We start from the raw sequence: 15403 nt of genomic DNA, 5'->3' as shown, positions 1-15403 counted from the left end.
GGCAGCATCGATTAGTCTAAGCATCTTAGATGTTAAGGAAGTGAGACAAATTGGCAGCCCCGGAAGAGCACAAGAATCCGCAGCTGCTGAGCCTCGCGGTGGAGAAGGCCTGGCAGGTGCGGAGCCTGGTGGGCCAACAGGCTCGGTTGAGCCAGCTCGAGCTCAGTGCGCTGCAGTTCCTCGCTGATCGGGTGGCCGGTCCGGCCGAGCTCTCACGAGCCCTCGCGGTGAGCACCGCCGCCGTCACCGGTCTCGTCGACCGGCTGGTTGCGCGGGGATACATCGAACGCACGCCTGACCCGGAGGACCGGCGCCGTACCGCGATCCACCTCACCCGGTCGGGCCGTCGCTCGCTGGTCGAGCATCTTCAACCGATGTTGATCGCTCTGCGCGACCTCGACGCCGACTTCACGGCGGCGGAGTCTGCTGCCGTGGAGCGTTATCTCCTGAGAGCCATCGACGCCTTCGAGCAGGTGGTCGCCCCGGGCGGGGCATCGCCGAGCTGAGTCGGGGTTCGTCCAGCGACGGGTCAGCGGTGCTCGTCGGCCAGGAGATCGGCGAGGCCGCCGCGTGCGTCCTCGGTCATGAGCCGCTCGGCCTCGGCGCCGTCGCCGGCTCGCAGCGCGGTGACCAGCGCGCGGTGGCTGTCGTAGCGGTCGCGCCCGAACTCGGGGTCGTGGTCGATCGCCTCCACGATGCGGGCGCGGCGTTCGGGGCGGGAGAAGACGCGCGCCTGGTCGAGGAGCCGCACCAGCACGGGGTTGCCTGCGCAGGCGTCCAGGGCGTCGTTGAACCGTTGCATGGCATCCAGGAGCTGGTCGACGTAGCGCTCGAGCGGCTCGCCGTTGCTGTGCCGCTGCACGAGAAGGATCAGCAGGTCGTCCGCCTCGTCGAGGATGCTGTCGAGCGCGTCGAGATGGGCACGGGTCGCGTGTCGCGCGGCGAATCGCGCGACCATCCCCCGCAGCGCCACCTCGACCTCGGCGAGGTCTGAGATCGCACCGTCGCCGATCTGCGCGACCTCGACCGTCCGTGGGCCGGTCCGCTCGAGGAGCCCGTCCTGCTCGAGGCGGCGGATCGCCTCGCGGATCGGGGTCGGGCTCACGGACAGTCGTTCGGCGAGCCCGCGCTCGGTGACCTTCTGACCCGGTCGGAGCTCGCCCGTCGTCACCGCCGCCCGGATGGAGCGGTAGGCGCGGTCGGCCAGCGTTTCGGATGCCAGGTGGGTCGAGAGCTCGGAGGGCACGGGCCCAGCCTAGCGGCTACGCCATCGCATCACCGTTTGCCACTATTGACAGTCTTGCTATAGCAAAATAGTGTGACGCGAGCCACGTATGGGCCGTCCATCTACTGTTTCGGTGAGGAGCAACCGCATGTCGACAACGGCGTCACAGACACCCAGGTCCCAGCGTTCGACGGAACGACGCATCACCTTCTTCGTCGCGCTCGCGGTGTTCGCGCAAGAGTCGACGTGGAACTTCTACGACAGCCAGGTGCCGCCGCTGCTGCGCGAGCACATCGCGAGTGCCGCGATCGTCGGCCTGTGCATGGGCATGGACAACCTGTTCGGGATCTTCATCCAGCCCTGGATGGGCAACCGGTCGGACAACACCCGTACGACGTGGGGCAGGCGCATGCCGTACCTGGTCGTCGGCATGCCGCTCGCCGCGCTCCTCTTCGTGGTCATCCCGCACTCCGCCGCCTCGCTGCCGACCCTTCTCGCGGTGATCTTCGCCTACGCGCTGGTCGCCAACTCGTTCAAGCCGATCGCTGAGTCGCTCCTGCCGGACTTCATCGCCCCGGAGCGACGCAGCCGCGCCAACGCGGCGGTGAAGATCGCCTCCGCGCTGACCGTCATCGTGGCCGCACTCATCAGCATCTTCGTGGTCGACGAGCACCCGAAGGCGGCGTTCGCGATCCCTGCGGCGCTGATGCTGATCTCGATCGCGGTGCTCGCGTGGAGGGTTCGCGACAGCCGGTCCGCGGGATACCAGGCCGCTCTCCAGGAGGATGCGGCCGGCGAGGACGGGAAGGCCCCGCGGATCCGCGTCCGTGACGTGATCCTCGACATCGTCCGCGACGTCGACCGCAGCCGGCTGCTGCTCGTGGTCTCGATCTTCCTCTTCGGTGCCGCGTGGGCGGCGTCGCGCGCGCTCCTCACCCCGTACGGCCAGGAGGTGCTCGACCTGTCACGCGGCGACGCCGGCGGGCTCACCCTCCCCGCCGGCGTCGCGTACATCGTGGCGGCGTACCCGGCAGCGCTGCTCGCCGAGAAGGTCGGCCGGATCACCGTGATGATCGGCGGCATGTCGGTGTTCGCCGCGGCGATGGTGTTCGGCGGGCTCGTCCAGACGCCGACGGCGACGGTGGTCGCGTTCTGCATCGGTGCCGCAGGCGCGGCCGGCTTCATGATCAACGCCGTCGTCGTCCTGTGGAACCTCGCTCCGTCGGCGCGGGTCCTCGGGACGTACGCCGGTCTGTACACCGTGGGCTGGGCCAGCGGCGGCTTCATCGGCCCCGCGATCGTCGGTGGAGCGATCGACCTCTCCAGCTGGTCGTTCATGCTCTTCGACATCGCGATCCTCGCCGGTCTGGCGATCGTCGTGGTGAGCCGAGTCAGCACGCTCCAGGGCCGCCGTACCGACGGGGTGGCGTTGTGAGCCCCCGCGTCCTGATCACCACCGACTACCTCGAGCCGGACGACGTGGTGGACCGCTACCTGCGCGACGCGGGGTGCGAGACGGTGCACGCCCCGATGCGGGGACGGCGCGACCCGGCGGAGCTCGTGGCGCTGCTCGCCGACGTCGACGCCGCGCTCGTCGCGAACGAGCCCATGACGGCCGAGGTGCTGGCGTCTGCCCGCCGGCTGCGCGCGGTCGTCAGGACCGGGGTCGGATACGACTCCGTCGACGTCGTCGCCGCGGCCAGGCACGGGATCACCGTCAGCAACCTGCCAGGGATCAACGCCAACGCCGTCGCCGAGTTCACGCTGGGCCTGATCCTGTCGGCCGCGCGGCGGATCGTGCACCTCAGCGCGGGCGTCGCCGGAGGACGTTGGCCGCGAGGTGACGGTCACGAGATCCGTGGGGCGACGCTCGGGCTGGTCGGGCTCGGCGCATCGGCCCGCGCGGTCGTCCCGCTCGCCCGGGCGTTCGGGATGGAGGTGCTCTGTACGACTCGGGTGCCGGCCGACGATCGGGCGGACGTGGCGGCCACCGTCGTCCCCCTCGACGAGCTCCTCGCCCGCTCGGACTACGTCTCGCTCCACACCTCGCTCGACGACAGCACCCGCCACCTGATGGACGCGGCTGCGTTCGCGCGGATGAAGCCGACCGCGATCCTCGTCAACACCGCTCGCGGCGGGATCGTGGACGAGCACGCCCTCGCCGACGCCGTACGGGACGGGGTGATCGCCGGCGCCGCCCTCGACGTCGTCGCCGTCGAACCCCTGCCCACCGACAGCGTGCTGCGGGGGATCGACGGGATCGTCATCACGTCCCACATGGCTGGCCAGACGGCAGAGGCGCGTGCGGCCGCCGGTCTCCGTGGCGCGGAGGAGCTCGTGGCGGCGCTCGCCGGCGAAGCCCGGCACTGCGTCAACGCCCACCTGATCGACGCTCGCCCGATCACCGACGTCCGAGGAGTGTCCGCATGAGCCGCTACCGCATCGCCGTGATCCCCGGTGACGGCATCGGGGTGGAGGTGACGGCCCCGACCGTCGACCTGCTCGAGCACCTCGCCGACCGTGCCGGCTTCGAGATCGCGTTCGACCACTTCGACTGGTCGTGCGCGCGCTACCAGGAGACCGGCGCGATGATGCCGCCGGACGGACTCGACCAGATCCGCGACCACGACGCGATCCTGCTCGGCGCGGTCGGGTGGCCGGGCGTCCCCGACCACGTGTCGCTGTGGGGGCTGCTCATCCCGATCCGCCGCCGGTTCCAGCAGTACGTCAACCTCCGCCCGATCAGCGTGATGCCTGGCCTGCCGGGGCCGTTGCGCGATCCCGGAGAGGTGGATTTCGTGGTGGTCCGCGAGAACGTCGAAGGCGAGTACTCCGAGATCGGCGGCCGGTTCAGCACCGGCACCGCGCAGGAGATGGCGGTGCAGGAGGCGGTGTTCACGCGGGCCGGGGTCACGCGCATCGTGGACTACGCCTTCGACCTCGCCACGACCCGTCGCGGACATGTCACCTCGGCGACGAAGTCCAACGGCATCGTCCACACCATGCCGTTCTGGGACGAGATCGTCCGTGAGCGCGCCGAGCGCCAGCCATCGGTGTCGTGGCGGCAGGAGCACATCGACGCGCTCGCGGCCAAGCTCGTGCTGGACCCGTCGTCGTTCGACGTGATCGTCGGGTCCAACCTGTTCGGCGACATCCTGAGCGACCTCGCCGCAGCGGTCGCCGGGAGCATCGGCATCGCCCCGTCGGCCAACCTCGACCCCGAGCGAGACTTCCCGTCGATGTTCGAGCCGGTGCACGGTTCGGCACCGGACATCGCCGGCAAGGGCATCGCGAACCCGATCGGTGCACTGTGGTCGGCGTCGATGATGCTCGACCACCTCGGCGAGAAGCGCTCCGGCGACGCGCTCCTCGCCGCGATCCGGGCGACCCTCGCCGACGGCGACGTCCGTACGCCCGACCTCGGCGGGACCGCGACGACCCGCGAGCTCGCCGCCGCCGTGCAGGAGGCGATCTCGCTGTGACTCCCTCTCGCACACCACGACCAGCCACCCACCGACCAGCAGCAGCCGATCAGAGGACGAGCATGACCAGGACGACAGACCAGCAGACGGACTCGGTACGGATCCTCGTCCCGACCGGGATGCTCGGTGCGGGCTTCGCGGAGTCGACGGTGGAGCGCGGGATCGCGCTCGGCGCCGACGTCATCGCGATCGACGGAGGCTCGACCGACTCCGGACCTGCCTACCTGGGTGCGTCCAAGCCGAAGACGTCCGCACCGCAGGTCGCTCGTGACCTGCGCATCGTGCTCAAGGCGGCTGCCGGCGCGGGGATCCCGGTGATCGTCGGGTCGTGCGGCACCAGCGGCACCGACTCGGGTGTCGACTGGGTGGCCGGGCTCGCCGACCAGGTGATGGCCGAGGAGGGGCTCGATCTTCGCGTCGCACGGATCTACAGCGAGCAGTCGGCGGCCGATCTCAAAGAGCACCTCGACGCCGGACGTACGCACCCGCTCCCGCCGATGGGCGAGCTCAGCGTCGAGACCCTCGAGAGCTGCACCCACATCGTCGGCATGATGGGTCACGAGCCGATCGTGGAGGCGCTGCAGGGCGGGGCGCAGGTCGTCCTCGCCGGCCGCGCCACGGACACGGCGGTCGCGGCGGCGTACCCCCTCATGATGGGGATGCCGGCCGGACCCACGTGGCACGTCGCGAAGATCGTCGAGTGCGGCGGCCAGTGCACCACGAACCCGCGTGCCGGAGGCGTCATCGCCACGATCGACGCGGGCGGGTTCACGATCGAGCCCCTGGACCCTGAGGCCGCCTGCACGCCGAGCTCGGTCGCCGCCCACATGCTGTACGAGACGGTCAACCCCTTCTCGATGCGCGAGCCCGACGGCACGATCGACGTCCACGAGGCGACGTACACCGCGCTGGACGACCGGCGTGTCAGGGTCGAGGGCTCGCAGTTCCACGTCGCCGACCAGCACACGATCAAGCTCGAGGGCGCGCGCCTGACGGGCTACGAGACGATGTCGTTCGCCGCGATCCGCGACCCACGCGTGCTCGCCGACATCGACGGCTGGGCCGACCTGCTCCGTGTCGTCCTGTCGCAGCGGGTCGAGCAGACCCTGGGGCTCGGGCCGGACGACTACGCGTTCGACGTCCGTCTGTACGGGCACAACGCGGTCCTCGACACCCTCGAGCCCGAGGCCGGGCCACCGCGTGAGGTCGGCGTGATGCTCCTCGTCAGCGCTGCCGACCAGGCCACCGCGACCGCCGTGGCCAAGGTCGCGAACCCGCTGATGCTGCACCTGCCCACCGCGGACATGGACTACCTGCCGAGCTTCGCGTTCGCCACCTCGCCTGCCGAGATCGAACGCGGTGCCGCGTACGAGTTCGTGCTCAACCACGTCGTCGACGCAGCCACGCCGACGAGCATGTTCCGGATCGAGACGAAGGACGACCACGCATGACGAACGACACGATCGCTCTCGGCGACCTGGCCCAGGAGGTGCGTTCCAAGAACGCCGGACCGTTCTGGGTGACGATGGAGCTCTTCATGCGCGACGAGGCGTCGTACGCCCTCGCGGCCGACGCCGCGTACGTGAACGAGGACGTCGTCGCCGAGCTGTACGGCGTCGCGGCGGACCAGGTCCAGCTGTTCCGGATCCCGTCGCTCAACGTCGTGAAGATCTCGTACCCGCGGCCCATCAGCCAGGGATCGTTGCGTGACCGGGACATGCATGCCGGGCAGCATCACGTCCCGCTCGCGCTCGTGCGGGTGCCTGCTCCGGCGGCGTAGCCGTCAGCCGCGCACCGGCGCGTCGGTCTTCGCGCGGATGTCGTCGGCGGTCAGGCCGGGGCACACCTGGACGAGCTCCAGACCGTCGGGCGTGACGTCGAGGACCGCGAGGTCGGTGATGATCCGGTCGACGACGCCCGCGCCGGTCAGCGGCAGCGTGCACTCCTCGACGATCTTGGGAGTGCCGTCCTTGGCGACGTGGTCGGTGATGACGACGACGCGGCGCGTGCCGGCGACGAGGTCCATCGCGCCGCCCATGCCCTTGACGAGCTTGCCGGGGACGGTCCAGTTGGCGAGGTCGCCGTTGGCGCCGACCTGCAGCGCGCCGAGGATCGCGACGTCGACGTGGCCTCCCCGGATCATCGCGAACGACGTGGCCGAGTCGAAGATGCTCGCACCGGGCGCCGCGGTGACGGTCTGCTTGCCGGCGTTGATCAGGTCGGCGTCCTCCTCGCCCTCGTACGGGAAGGGGCCGATGCCGAGGAGGCCGTTCTCGCTCTGCAGCGACACCGACACGCCCTCGGGCAGGTGGTTGGCCACGAGTGTCGGGATGCCGATGCCGAGGTTGACGTAGTCGCCGTCGCTCAGCTCGAGAGCCGCGATCGCGGCCATCTCGTCACGGGTCCAAGCCATGGTCAGGCCTCCTCGGTCGTACGGTCGGGGCGGGGGCGCGTCGTACGCTGCTCGATCGGGTACTCGCGGTCGCTCGACGCGATCACGCGGTCCACGTAGATGCCGGGCGTGTGCACGTCGTCGGGGTCGAGGTAGGTGTCGAGCACCCGCTGGGCGTCGACGACCGTGGCGCGACCGCAGGTCGCGACGATCGGGTTGAAGTTGCGGGCCGTCAGCCGGTAGCGGAGGTTGCCCTCCGGGTCGACGGTGTGCGCGTGGACGAGGGCGAGATCGGCGATGATGCCGCGCTCGAGGACGTACGTCTCGCCGTCGAAGACCTCGGTCGGCTTGCCCTCGGCGACGGGCGTGCCGACGCCGGTGCGTGTGTAGAACGCGGCGATGCCCGCACCGCCCGCGCGCATCCGCTCCGCGAGCGTGCCCTGCGGGGTGAACTCGACCTCGAGCACGCCGTCGAGGAACTGACGCGCGAACAGCGCGTTCTCGCCGACGTAGGAGGCGATGACCTTGGTGACCTGGCTGCTCTCCAGCAGGATCCCGAGCCCCTTGCCGTCCACGCCCATGTTGTTGGAGACCACGGTGAGGTCCTGGACGCCGGAGTCGCGCACGGCTTCGATCAGGTCGAACGGGTTGCCCGACAGGCCGAACCCGCCGACGGCGATCGTCATGCCGTCGTGCAACAAGCCGTCGAGCGCCGCCTGAGCGTCGTCGCGGAGCTTCCTCATCGATGGGCCTCCGTCCATCCAGTGGTCGCGTCGAGTGAACGCGATACGGGTCACCTCGTCAATGATCGCAGGACTCTGCTCCCGAATCCTCTCGGTCGGCGGTCACCCCTTGCCCGATGCGTCCACTGAGCGGACACCTCGTACGATCGTGGCGTGGCGCAGTCCTCGCAGCTCGTCGGGAGGCTCAGCCGGCTCCTTCGCGCGGTCGCCGGCGGACCGAGCGACGGCGTCACGACCAGTGACGTCGCCCGCGAGACGGAGCTCCCGCGCGCGACGACCCACCGTCTCCTCGAGTCGCTCGCCGTCGAGGGTCTGCTCGACCGTGACGGCGCGACGGGACGGTGGTTCCTGGGGCCCGAGCTGTACGTGCTCGGCACACGCGCAGCGTCGCGGTTCGACGTGACGCGAGAGGCCCGGGGGAGCGTACGACGGCTGGCCGAGGCGACCGGCGAGAGTGCGTTCTTCTCCGTACGGCGCGGTGACGAGACCGTGGTCCTGCTCCGCGAGGACGGCGCGTTCCCGATCCGCTCATTCGTGCTGTACGAAGGGGCGCGGTTCCCGCTCGGCGTGGTCTCGGCGGGCCTCGTCGTCCTGGCGTACCTGGGTGACGACGAGATCGACGACTACCTGAGGCGCGCCGACCTCACTCCGCAGTGGAGCGCGACCCACGACGCCGCCGCGGTGCGGGAGCGGATCGCCCGGACGCGCGAGGCGGGCTGGTCGGTCAACCCCGGTCTCGTCGTGGAGGGCAGCTGGGGGATGGCGGCGGCGGTCTTCGACGCGGCGGGCGCACCGCGAGGGGCGCTGACCCTGACCGGGATCGAGTCGCGCTTCCGCCCCGAGCGCCAGGGCGAGCTGGGCCGGCTGCTGCTGGACGAGGCGCACCGGCTCTCGCGCGCCCTGGCATGAGCGCGTCTCAGGCGCTGCGCTGCGGCGCGGGACCGAAGCCAGCGGCCTCGGCGGAGTCGATGTACTCGTCGAGCCGGGTGATCCGGCCCTCGTCGTTCACGCGGACTACGACGCACGCATGGAGGGCGACCTTCTCGCCGCTCTCGCGGTTGACGCCTCGGAGCACGTGCTGCTGGACGACGCCGCCGTCGAAGACCTGGATCTGGCGATCGGTGTAGGTCCGGTCGGAGACGAACCGCGGCATGGCCTCGAGCACCTTTGCGTTCCGTTCGACGGTCTGCTCGCGGTTGTCGTGGTTGTGCCAGATGACCGCTCCGTCGGCGTACACGTCGTACAGATCCGTCGCGTCGCCGGCCTCGGCCGCAGCGATGATCCGGTCGAGAAGCACCACGTACGGGTGCCGGTCGGTGTCCGACATGCTCGTCTCCTTCGCTCGTGAGGGTCGTCGTCGGCCCTCGGCTGGCGTCACTCTAGCCGAGTCGGTCTGCTAACTGAAGTTAGGCTGGCTCGGTCCCAGGCTCCGGCCGGATCCAGCCGTTGCGGAGCCCGTGCGTGATGAAGGCGTCCGTGACCACCCCGAGGGTCGTCGCCGCCGCGACGACACCCGCCTCACGAGCCCGGACCCTCTCGACCGTCGCGCCCGGCATCCGCCAGGTCCCGCCCTCGTTGAGCCAGTTGAGCAGCATGGGCTCGAGACGGTCCATGGCCTTGCCGAAACGCGCCTCCGGGGTCGCGCCCGACTCGAACTCGTCCCACAGCTCCCGGATCTCACGGGCCTGGTCCGCCGGCAGCAGTGCGAACAGCCGCTCGGCCGCGCTCTCCTCCCGCTCCCGCTGGTCGAGGACGGCAGCCGCGTCGAACACCGGGCTGTCGCCGGCGTAGATCTCGACCAGGTCGTGGATGATCACGAGCCGCATCGCGTGACCGACGTCGATGGGCTCGTCGGCGTACTCGCTCAGCAGCAGGACCATCAGCGCGAGGTGCCAGGAGTGCTCCGCGTCGTTCTCCCGGCGATCCGCGGCAGCCAGCGGCGAGGCACGCAGCACCGTCTTGAGCCGGTCGGCCTCCGCGATGAAGGTCAGCTGGGCCGCGAGCCGCCCGTCGATGCCGGCCGGGAGCGGGTTGCGATCGATGATCCGCGCGTCGTCTTCCACGACTCCGACACTCTCACGCGATGAGTTCCGGGAGGCCCGCCGGTCAGACCTCGCAGATGCCGCAGCCGTGAAGGAGCGATGCGATGACAGGCACCGGACGACGCGCGACGACCGTCTCCGACAGCGCGATCCTGCGTCCAGGCGACGACCTGTACGACGAGGCGCGCCAGGTCTGGAACGCGATGGTCGACCACCGGCCCGCGCTGATCGTGAGCTGCCGTGACACCGACGAGGTGGCGGCCGCCGTCCTGCTCGCGCGCCGCGAGGGCCTCGAGATCGGCGTCCGTTGCGGTGGCCACAGCGTCGTGGGGCACGCGGTGCCGGACGGCGGGCTGATGATCGACCTTCGGCCGATGCGTGGCGTCCGCGTCGCTCCTCGGCGCCGACGGGCGTGGGTCGGAGGGGGCGCACCGCTCGCCGCGCTCGACGCGGCCACCCAGCCGTACGGGCTCGCGACCACCGCAGGCAACGTCTCCCACACGGGCGTCGGCGGCCTGACCCTCGGCGGCGGGATGGGATGGCTCGCTCGGCAGCACGGCCTGACGTGCGACAACGTCGTGTCCTTCGAGATGGTGACCGCGACGGGGGAGGTCGTCCGCGCGTCGGCAGACGAGAACCCCGACCTCTTCTGGGGGCTGCGAGGCGGTGGTGGCAACTTCGGCATCGTCACCGAGTTCGAGCTCCGCCTCCACGACACCGGCACACAGACGGTCGTCGCCGAGCTGGACTTCGCCGTCGCCGACGCGGGACCAGCCGTCGCTCGTTGGCGCGACCTCAGCGCCACCGCTCCCCGGCGCGCGACGTACGCCGCGACCGTGTACGGCGGCATCGTGACGCTCGGCTTCGTCTGGGTCGGCGACCCGGACGAGGGGCGCGAGCACGCGCGCCTGCTCGACGGGCTCGGGACTCCGCTCGCCAGGCGGGTCGACGAGATGTCGTACGTCGACCTCCAGCGGCGCGAGGACACCGTCGAGGGCCACGCGCTGCGGCGCTACTGGAAGGGCCACTACCTGCGTGACCTCCCGGACGCGGCGGTCGAGGCGCTGCTCTCGCACGATCCCGAGGTCGCGGCGAGCATCCAGGCCTACGGCGGTGCGATCGACGACGTCCCCGACGACGCCACCGCGTTCGCCCACCGTGGGACGGCGTTCGAGTACGTCGCCGCCGGACGCTGGACGGACCCGGACCAGGACGCCGAGCGCATGACGACAGCACGCGCGAGCGCCGCGCGCCTGGCGCCGTACGCGACCGGCGTCTACGTCAACGTGCTCGGCGACGAGGGCGCCGACGGCGTACGACGGGCGTACCCGCCCGCGACCCTCGCGCGGCTCACCGCGCTCAAGGACGCGTACGACCCGGAGAACGTCTTCCACCGCAACGCCAACGTCCCGCCGTCGGGAGCCGCGTCGGCATAGGGCGGGCCGTTGTCCTAGCGTGAACCCATGACCACGACCCCCGCTCGCGGAGCAGGCATCGACCGGCTCAACGCGATCTACCGCGCGGGAGTGCTCGGTCGTCGCCCCGCGGTCCCCACCGACTTCGGCGAGCTCGAGCGACGTGCCAAGAAGGTGAGCAGTGCGAAGGCGTGGGCGTACGTCGCCGGCGGCGCGGGCGAGGGGCGCACCATGCGGCGCAACCGCGAGGCGTTCGACCGGTGGGCGATCCTGCCTGCGATGGCCGCTGCGGCCGTCGAACGCGATCTGTCCGTCGATCTCCTCGGCTCCCGCCACACGACCCCGCTCCTGCTCGCGCCCGTCGGCGCCGGCGCGCTGATGGCCGAGGACAGCGATCTCTTGATCGCTCGTGCCGCCGCTGCGACCGACACGACCTACGTGTTCTCCAACCAGGGCTGCAGCCCGATGGAGGACTGCGCGGCGGAGATGGGTGACGCGTCGCGGTGGTTCCAGCTCTACTGGAGCAAGGACGAGGGCCTTGTCGACAGCCTGATCCGTCGCGCCGAGGCAATCGGGGCGGGCGCGCTCGTGGTCACGCTCGACACCACGATCCTCGGGTGGCGTCCGCAGGACCTCAACCTCGGTTCGCTCCCGTTCAGCCGCGGCATCGGCATCGCCCAGTACACCTCCGACCCACGGTTCCAGGAGATCGTCCGCGAGCGCCTCGCGGCGCCGTCCGAGAAGGCGGCCGTCGAGATCACACCGGGCGCCGTACGCACCCTGCTCGACATGTCCCGCAACCACCCTGGCGGCTTCTGGGACAACGTCCGGTCGCCGGAGCCGCGCGCCTCCGTCGAGACGTTCCTCGACATCTACTCCAACCCCGGCCTCAGCTGGGACCACCTCGCCACGCTGCGAGAACGGACGTCGCTGCCGATCGTGCTCAAGGGCATCCTCCGCCCGGACGACGCCCGACGAGCGTTCGCGCTCGGGGCCGACGCGATCGTCGTCTCGAACCACGGTGGCCGTCAGGTCGACTCCTCGATCGCGTCGCTGGACGCGCTCGTCGCCGTCCGTGAGGAGATCGGTCCCGAGCCGACGGTGCTCCTCGACAGCGGCATCCGCACCGGCGCCGACGTCTTCACCGCACTCGCGCTCGGCGCAGATGCCGTCCTGCTGGGACGGCCGTACATGTACGGACTCGCGCTCGACGGGCAGCGCGGCGTCGAGTCCGTCATCCGCAACGTCGTCGCCGAGCTGGACCTCACGATGGCGCTCAGCGGAACCAGCGACATCGCCTCCATCACGCGCGACCACCTCGCGGAGCAGCACGGCTGACCGACGTCGTCCTTGTCGTATCGTCCGAGCATGTCTGGCCTCACCACCTTCGGGATCGACCTGCGTACCGAGCGTGGTCGAAGAACGGTCGCAGTCCTCCTGGTCGACGGCGTACCGCTCGTGCGGATGCTCGACGGCTACGACCCGATGCCGGCGGAGGAGGTTCTCGGCACGGGAGCGCTCGTGCCGGTCGACCCACCGCAGCGCGTAGCGCTGTACGAGTGCGCCTGCGGAGGCGGCGTCGGGTGCGCGAACGTCTCGTGGGTGATCAGCGAACGCCGCGGCCGGGTCCGCTGGAAGGACGCGGCCTCGGTGTCGATGTACGGCGGCGCGCTCCCGCCAGAGGACGTCGAGGACTTCGACGAGCACGAGCGGCGGCCGCGACCTCTCGACATCCCGGACTTCACCTTCGAGGCCGGCCAGTACCGCGCGGCGATCTCCCGGGCCCGGGAGGTGTTCGCCGAGAGGCGCCCGTAGACCGCGTCGCACAGACTGGGCAGCATCCGTCGTGACTCCGCGCCGGCACTTTGACGCGCAAGCGTCGATGGAGCAGGTCCCCCCGCGACGTCGGTTGCGGCAACGCGTCGAGGGGATGATTGGGATGGCACGGACAGCAGCTCGCCTGCGCGCGGGGGTCTGGACCACCGCGGCAGTGCTCGTGCTCGGGGCCGGAGGAGTGGTCGCAGGCTCCGCCGACGAGGCAGCGACGTCGGCTCGTGACACCGCTGCGGCGGCCGCTCCGGCCGCGAAGGTCAGGGGCGTCGTACGGACCGAGGCGCAGCTGCGCGCGGCCTGGGCCGACCCGAGACGTCGTCGACTGGACCTGGGTCGCGACATCGTCCTGCGCAACTGCGACGTCGGAGACCCGATCCGCGAGTCGCCGTACCCGATGCTCGTCGACGGGCACGGCCACACCATCCGGCAGACGTGCTTCGAGAAGCGCGTGCTTCGTCAGGACGGCACCGGGTACCTCGACCTGCGCCGGATCACGCTGAAGCGGGGCGGGTCGGATGGGCCGGGTGCGGCGCTGACCTCGCGTGGCGAGATCAGTCTGTCCGACTGCATGATCCTGCAGAACCTCGCTGAGGAGCCGGGCGGCGGCGTCTACTCGATGCGTCGGGTCACCGCCCGGCGGTGCCACATCAACGGCAACCTCGCGAACGACGACGGGGGTGGGATCTACGCTCGTCGCGGGGGCGTCCAGGTCTACGACTCGGTCCTCAGCGCGAACCTCGTCGACGGCTCGGGAGGCGCGATCGGCTCCACCGGCGACATCCTCGTCGTGCGTTCCTGGATCGACGGCAACACCACCGACGGCGACGGCGGCGCCCTCTACGCCGACGAGGACGGTGACGTCACCGTGATCGACTCGCTGATCGACGGCAGCGATGCCGACGGGCCGGGCGGCGCGATCTTCACCCTGGACGGTGACGTCGCGGTGGTCGGCTCGACCCTGAACGGCAACCGTGCGGACGACCGCGGTGGCGCGATCTCGGGAGAGGCCGATGTGCTCGTCGTGAACTCGACCGTGGCGCGCAACCTCGCCGTCGCCCACGTCGGGGGCGGGATCTGGGCGAGGGGAGATCTGGTGCTCGTCAACTCGACCGTCACGAACAACTACGCCGAGGGGGCAGGCGGAGGAGTCCTCGCCGCGGGCCGTACGACCTTGGTCTCGTCGACGATCACCAAGAACATTGCGTCGGTTGCGGCCGATGTCGGGTCGGTCGGTCGTCTGACGAGCTTCTCGACCATCATCGGTCCGGCGGCGTGGGAGGGCGTCACGGGCGACACCATTCCGACGCGACGCAGCTGCCGCGTGTACGACCGGGTGTCGCAGGGCTACAACCTCGTCGCGGACCCCTCGTGCCCGCTCGACGCGAGGACCGACATGACGGCCGAGGACCCGCAGCTCGACCAGCTCGATGCGGACCCCCTCGGGTTCGTCCTCGCGCCGCGCGCAGCGAGCCCTGCCCGCGCGAGGGTTCCGGCGAGCGCATGCCGCGGCGTCCTGCCCCGACCTCTCCCGGCGGGCCAGCTGCTGGTCGGCTGGTTGAGCTGGTCGACGGTTCTCGAGCACGATGCGGTGGGTACGCCGAAGGGAGTCGCAGGCGCCGCGTGCGACGTCGGTGCGGTGCAGTCACGGCCAGGCCCCGGCCCGACGACGCCCACGCCCGGTGTGGCTTCTGCCTCCGTACCGTCCGGCGCGGGGCCCTCCGCGCCGGACTCCCCCTCGCCCGCCGCTTCGCCCGCCGCCGCGACACCCGACCCCACGACGAATGACGCCACCACGCATGACGCAGCGACTCGTGATGCCGCCGCGCGGCGCACGGTACGGCTCCTGGGAGGTCCGTCGGTTCGTACGGCGCTGGCTCGGCTGCGTTCCCGCCTGCGCACTCTCGACCGGGACTCACGCCGCTTCGACACGTTGCTGCGATGCACCAGGAAGATCGGCATCCGTCGCGCGGGTGGTGGTCGGGCGGGCTTCCTGTACGACGAGCGTGACGGCACCGGGGGCGACCTTCGGCGTGCCCTCGTGCGGACCCGGACGAAGCCGACCTGGCGGCTGCTGAATCTGCGCACGTCGCGCCGGTGCCTCGGCGCCGCTCCCAACCCGAACGGGTCCGGCGACGACGCCCGGGTCGTGCGTCGCGTGACCGGCCCGACGAGCGTGCGCGCGCTGCGTCGCCAGCTGCGCCGCATCGAACGGATCGAGGAGCGGGTCGAAGGCCGCACTGAGCGGTTCGACTCGTGGTAGTCGTGCCTGAC

16 protein-coding genes are annotated in these 15403 nt (G+C 70.8%); 11 read left to right on the top strand and 5 right to left on the bottom strand.

All coding sequences use genetic code 11. The features are described 5' to 3' along the window. The first annotated feature begins 50 nt into the window (after positions 1-50). The gene (locus tag GH747_RS12770; RefSeq protein ID WP_149769944.1) at positions 51-506 is read left to right on the top strand and encodes a MarR family winged helix-turn-helix transcriptional regulator; all 456 of its coding nucleotides are present in this window, start codon (positions 51-53) and stop codon (positions 504-506) included. Between the two features lie 23 nt (positions 507-529). Here GH747_RS12770 and GH747_RS12765 read toward each other — a convergent pair whose 3' ends face one another. Next, positions 530-1246: a GntR family transcriptional regulator gene (locus GH747_RS12765; protein WP_149769943.1), complete on the bottom strand. Its 717-nt coding sequence runs from the start codon at positions 1244-1246 to the stop codon at positions 530-532. A gap of 127 nt (positions 1247-1373) precedes the next feature. Here GH747_RS12765 and GH747_RS12760 point away from each other — a divergent pair, with 127 nt between their 5' ends. From GH747_RS12760 to GH747_RS12740, 5 genes are all read left to right on the top strand, one after another. After that, complete coding sequence (locus tag GH747_RS12760) at positions 1374-2660, top strand: MFS transporter (RefSeq protein WP_149769942.1); 1287 nt, start codon at positions 1374-1376, stop codon at positions 2658-2660. Then, complete coding sequence (locus GH747_RS12755; protein WP_149769941.1) at positions 2657-3655, top strand: phosphoglycerate dehydrogenase; 999 nt, start codon at positions 2657-2659, stop codon at positions 3653-3655. Before GH747_RS12760 ends, GH747_RS12755 begins: the two co-directional genes overlap by 4 nt. Continuing rightward, entirely contained in the window at positions 3652-4707 is a 1056-nt protein-coding gene (locus GH747_RS12750) for a tartrate dehydrogenase (RefSeq protein WP_149769940.1), read from the top strand. Before GH747_RS12755 ends, GH747_RS12750 begins: the two co-directional genes overlap by 4 nt. A 62-nt stretch (positions 4708-4769) precedes the next feature. Next, on the top strand, positions 4770-6158 hold the full coding sequence (locus GH747_RS12745; RefSeq protein WP_149769939.1) for an acyclic terpene utilization AtuA family protein: 1389 nt from the start codon (positions 4770-4772) through the stop codon (positions 6156-6158). Next, the gene (locus GH747_RS12740; protein ID WP_149769938.1) at positions 6155-6487 is read left to right on the top strand and encodes a DUF4387 domain-containing protein; all 333 of its coding nucleotides are present in this window, start codon (positions 6155-6157) and stop codon (positions 6485-6487) included. The genes GH747_RS12745 and GH747_RS12740 overlap by 4 nt, the downstream gene beginning before the upstream one ends. Before the next feature lie 3 nt (positions 6488-6490). Here the strand turns inward: GH747_RS12740 and GH747_RS12735 are convergent, their stop codons facing one another. After that, positions 6491-7120 (bottom strand): CoA transferase subunit B, encoded by a 630-nt coding sequence (locus GH747_RS12735; RefSeq protein WP_149769937.1) that lies wholly within the window; start codon positions 7118-7120, stop codon positions 6491-6493. A gap of 2 nt (positions 7121-7122) precedes the next feature. Then, positions 7123-7842 (bottom strand): CoA transferase subunit A, encoded by a 720-nt coding sequence (locus tag GH747_RS12730; RefSeq protein ID WP_149769936.1) that lies wholly within the window; start codon positions 7840-7842, stop codon positions 7123-7125. Between the two features lie 153 nt (positions 7843-7995). On the opposite strand from GH747_RS12730, the gene GH747_RS12725 reads away from it, so the two are divergent. Then, a complete protein-coding gene (locus tag GH747_RS12725; protein WP_149769935.1) occupies positions 7996-8751 on the top strand; it encodes an IclR family transcriptional regulator in 756 nt (251 codons plus the stop codon). 7 nt (positions 8752-8758) lie between these two features. On the opposite strand, the gene GH747_RS12720 is transcribed toward GH747_RS12725, so the two are convergent. Next, positions 8759-9169 carry a nuclear transport factor 2 family protein gene (locus tag GH747_RS12720; protein ID WP_149769934.1) on the bottom strand — a complete coding sequence of 137 codons (411 nt, stop codon included), beginning with the start codon at positions 9167-9169 and terminating at the stop codon, positions 8759-8761. 79 nt (positions 9170-9248) lie between these two features. Continuing rightward, the gene (locus GH747_RS12715) at positions 9249-9905 is read right to left on the bottom strand and encodes an HD domain-containing protein (RefSeq protein ID WP_149769933.1); all 657 of its coding nucleotides are present in this window, start codon (positions 9903-9905) and stop codon (positions 9249-9251) included. A gap of 83 nt (positions 9906-9988) precedes the next feature. Here GH747_RS12715 and GH747_RS12710 point away from each other — a divergent pair, with 83 nt between their 5' ends. The 4 genes from GH747_RS12710 (at position 9989) to GH747_RS12695 (ending at position 15392) form a co-directional block, all read left to right on the top strand. After that, positions 9989-11320, top strand: a complete 1332-nt coding sequence (locus GH747_RS12710) for an FAD-binding oxidoreductase (RefSeq protein ID WP_149769932.1) — start codon at positions 9989-9991, stop codon at positions 11318-11320. Positions 11321-11347: 27 nt separating this feature from the next. Further along, entirely contained in the window at positions 11348-12637 is a 1290-nt protein-coding gene (locus tag GH747_RS12705; RefSeq protein ID WP_149769931.1) for an alpha-hydroxy-acid oxidizing protein, read from the top strand. 30 nt (positions 12638-12667) lie between these two features. Then, on the top strand, positions 12668-13114 hold the full coding sequence (locus GH747_RS12700) for a hypothetical protein (RefSeq protein WP_149769930.1): 447 nt from the start codon (positions 12668-12670) through the stop codon (positions 13112-13114). A gap of 124 nt (positions 13115-13238) precedes the next feature. Further along, positions 13239-15392 (top strand): hypothetical protein, encoded by a 2154-nt coding sequence (locus GH747_RS12695; protein ID WP_149769929.1) that lies wholly within the window; start codon positions 13239-13241, stop codon positions 15390-15392. The last annotated feature ends 11 nt before the right edge of the window (positions 15393-15403 follow it).

The organism is Mumia xiangluensis (assembly GCF_010994095.1).
Lineage (GTDB): Bacteria > Actinomycetota > Actinomycetes > Propionibacteriales > Nocardioidaceae > Mumia > Mumia xiangluensis.
The sequence above is the reverse complement of the archived record's forward strand: the minus strand, read 5'-3'. Positions and strand labels throughout refer to the sequence as shown.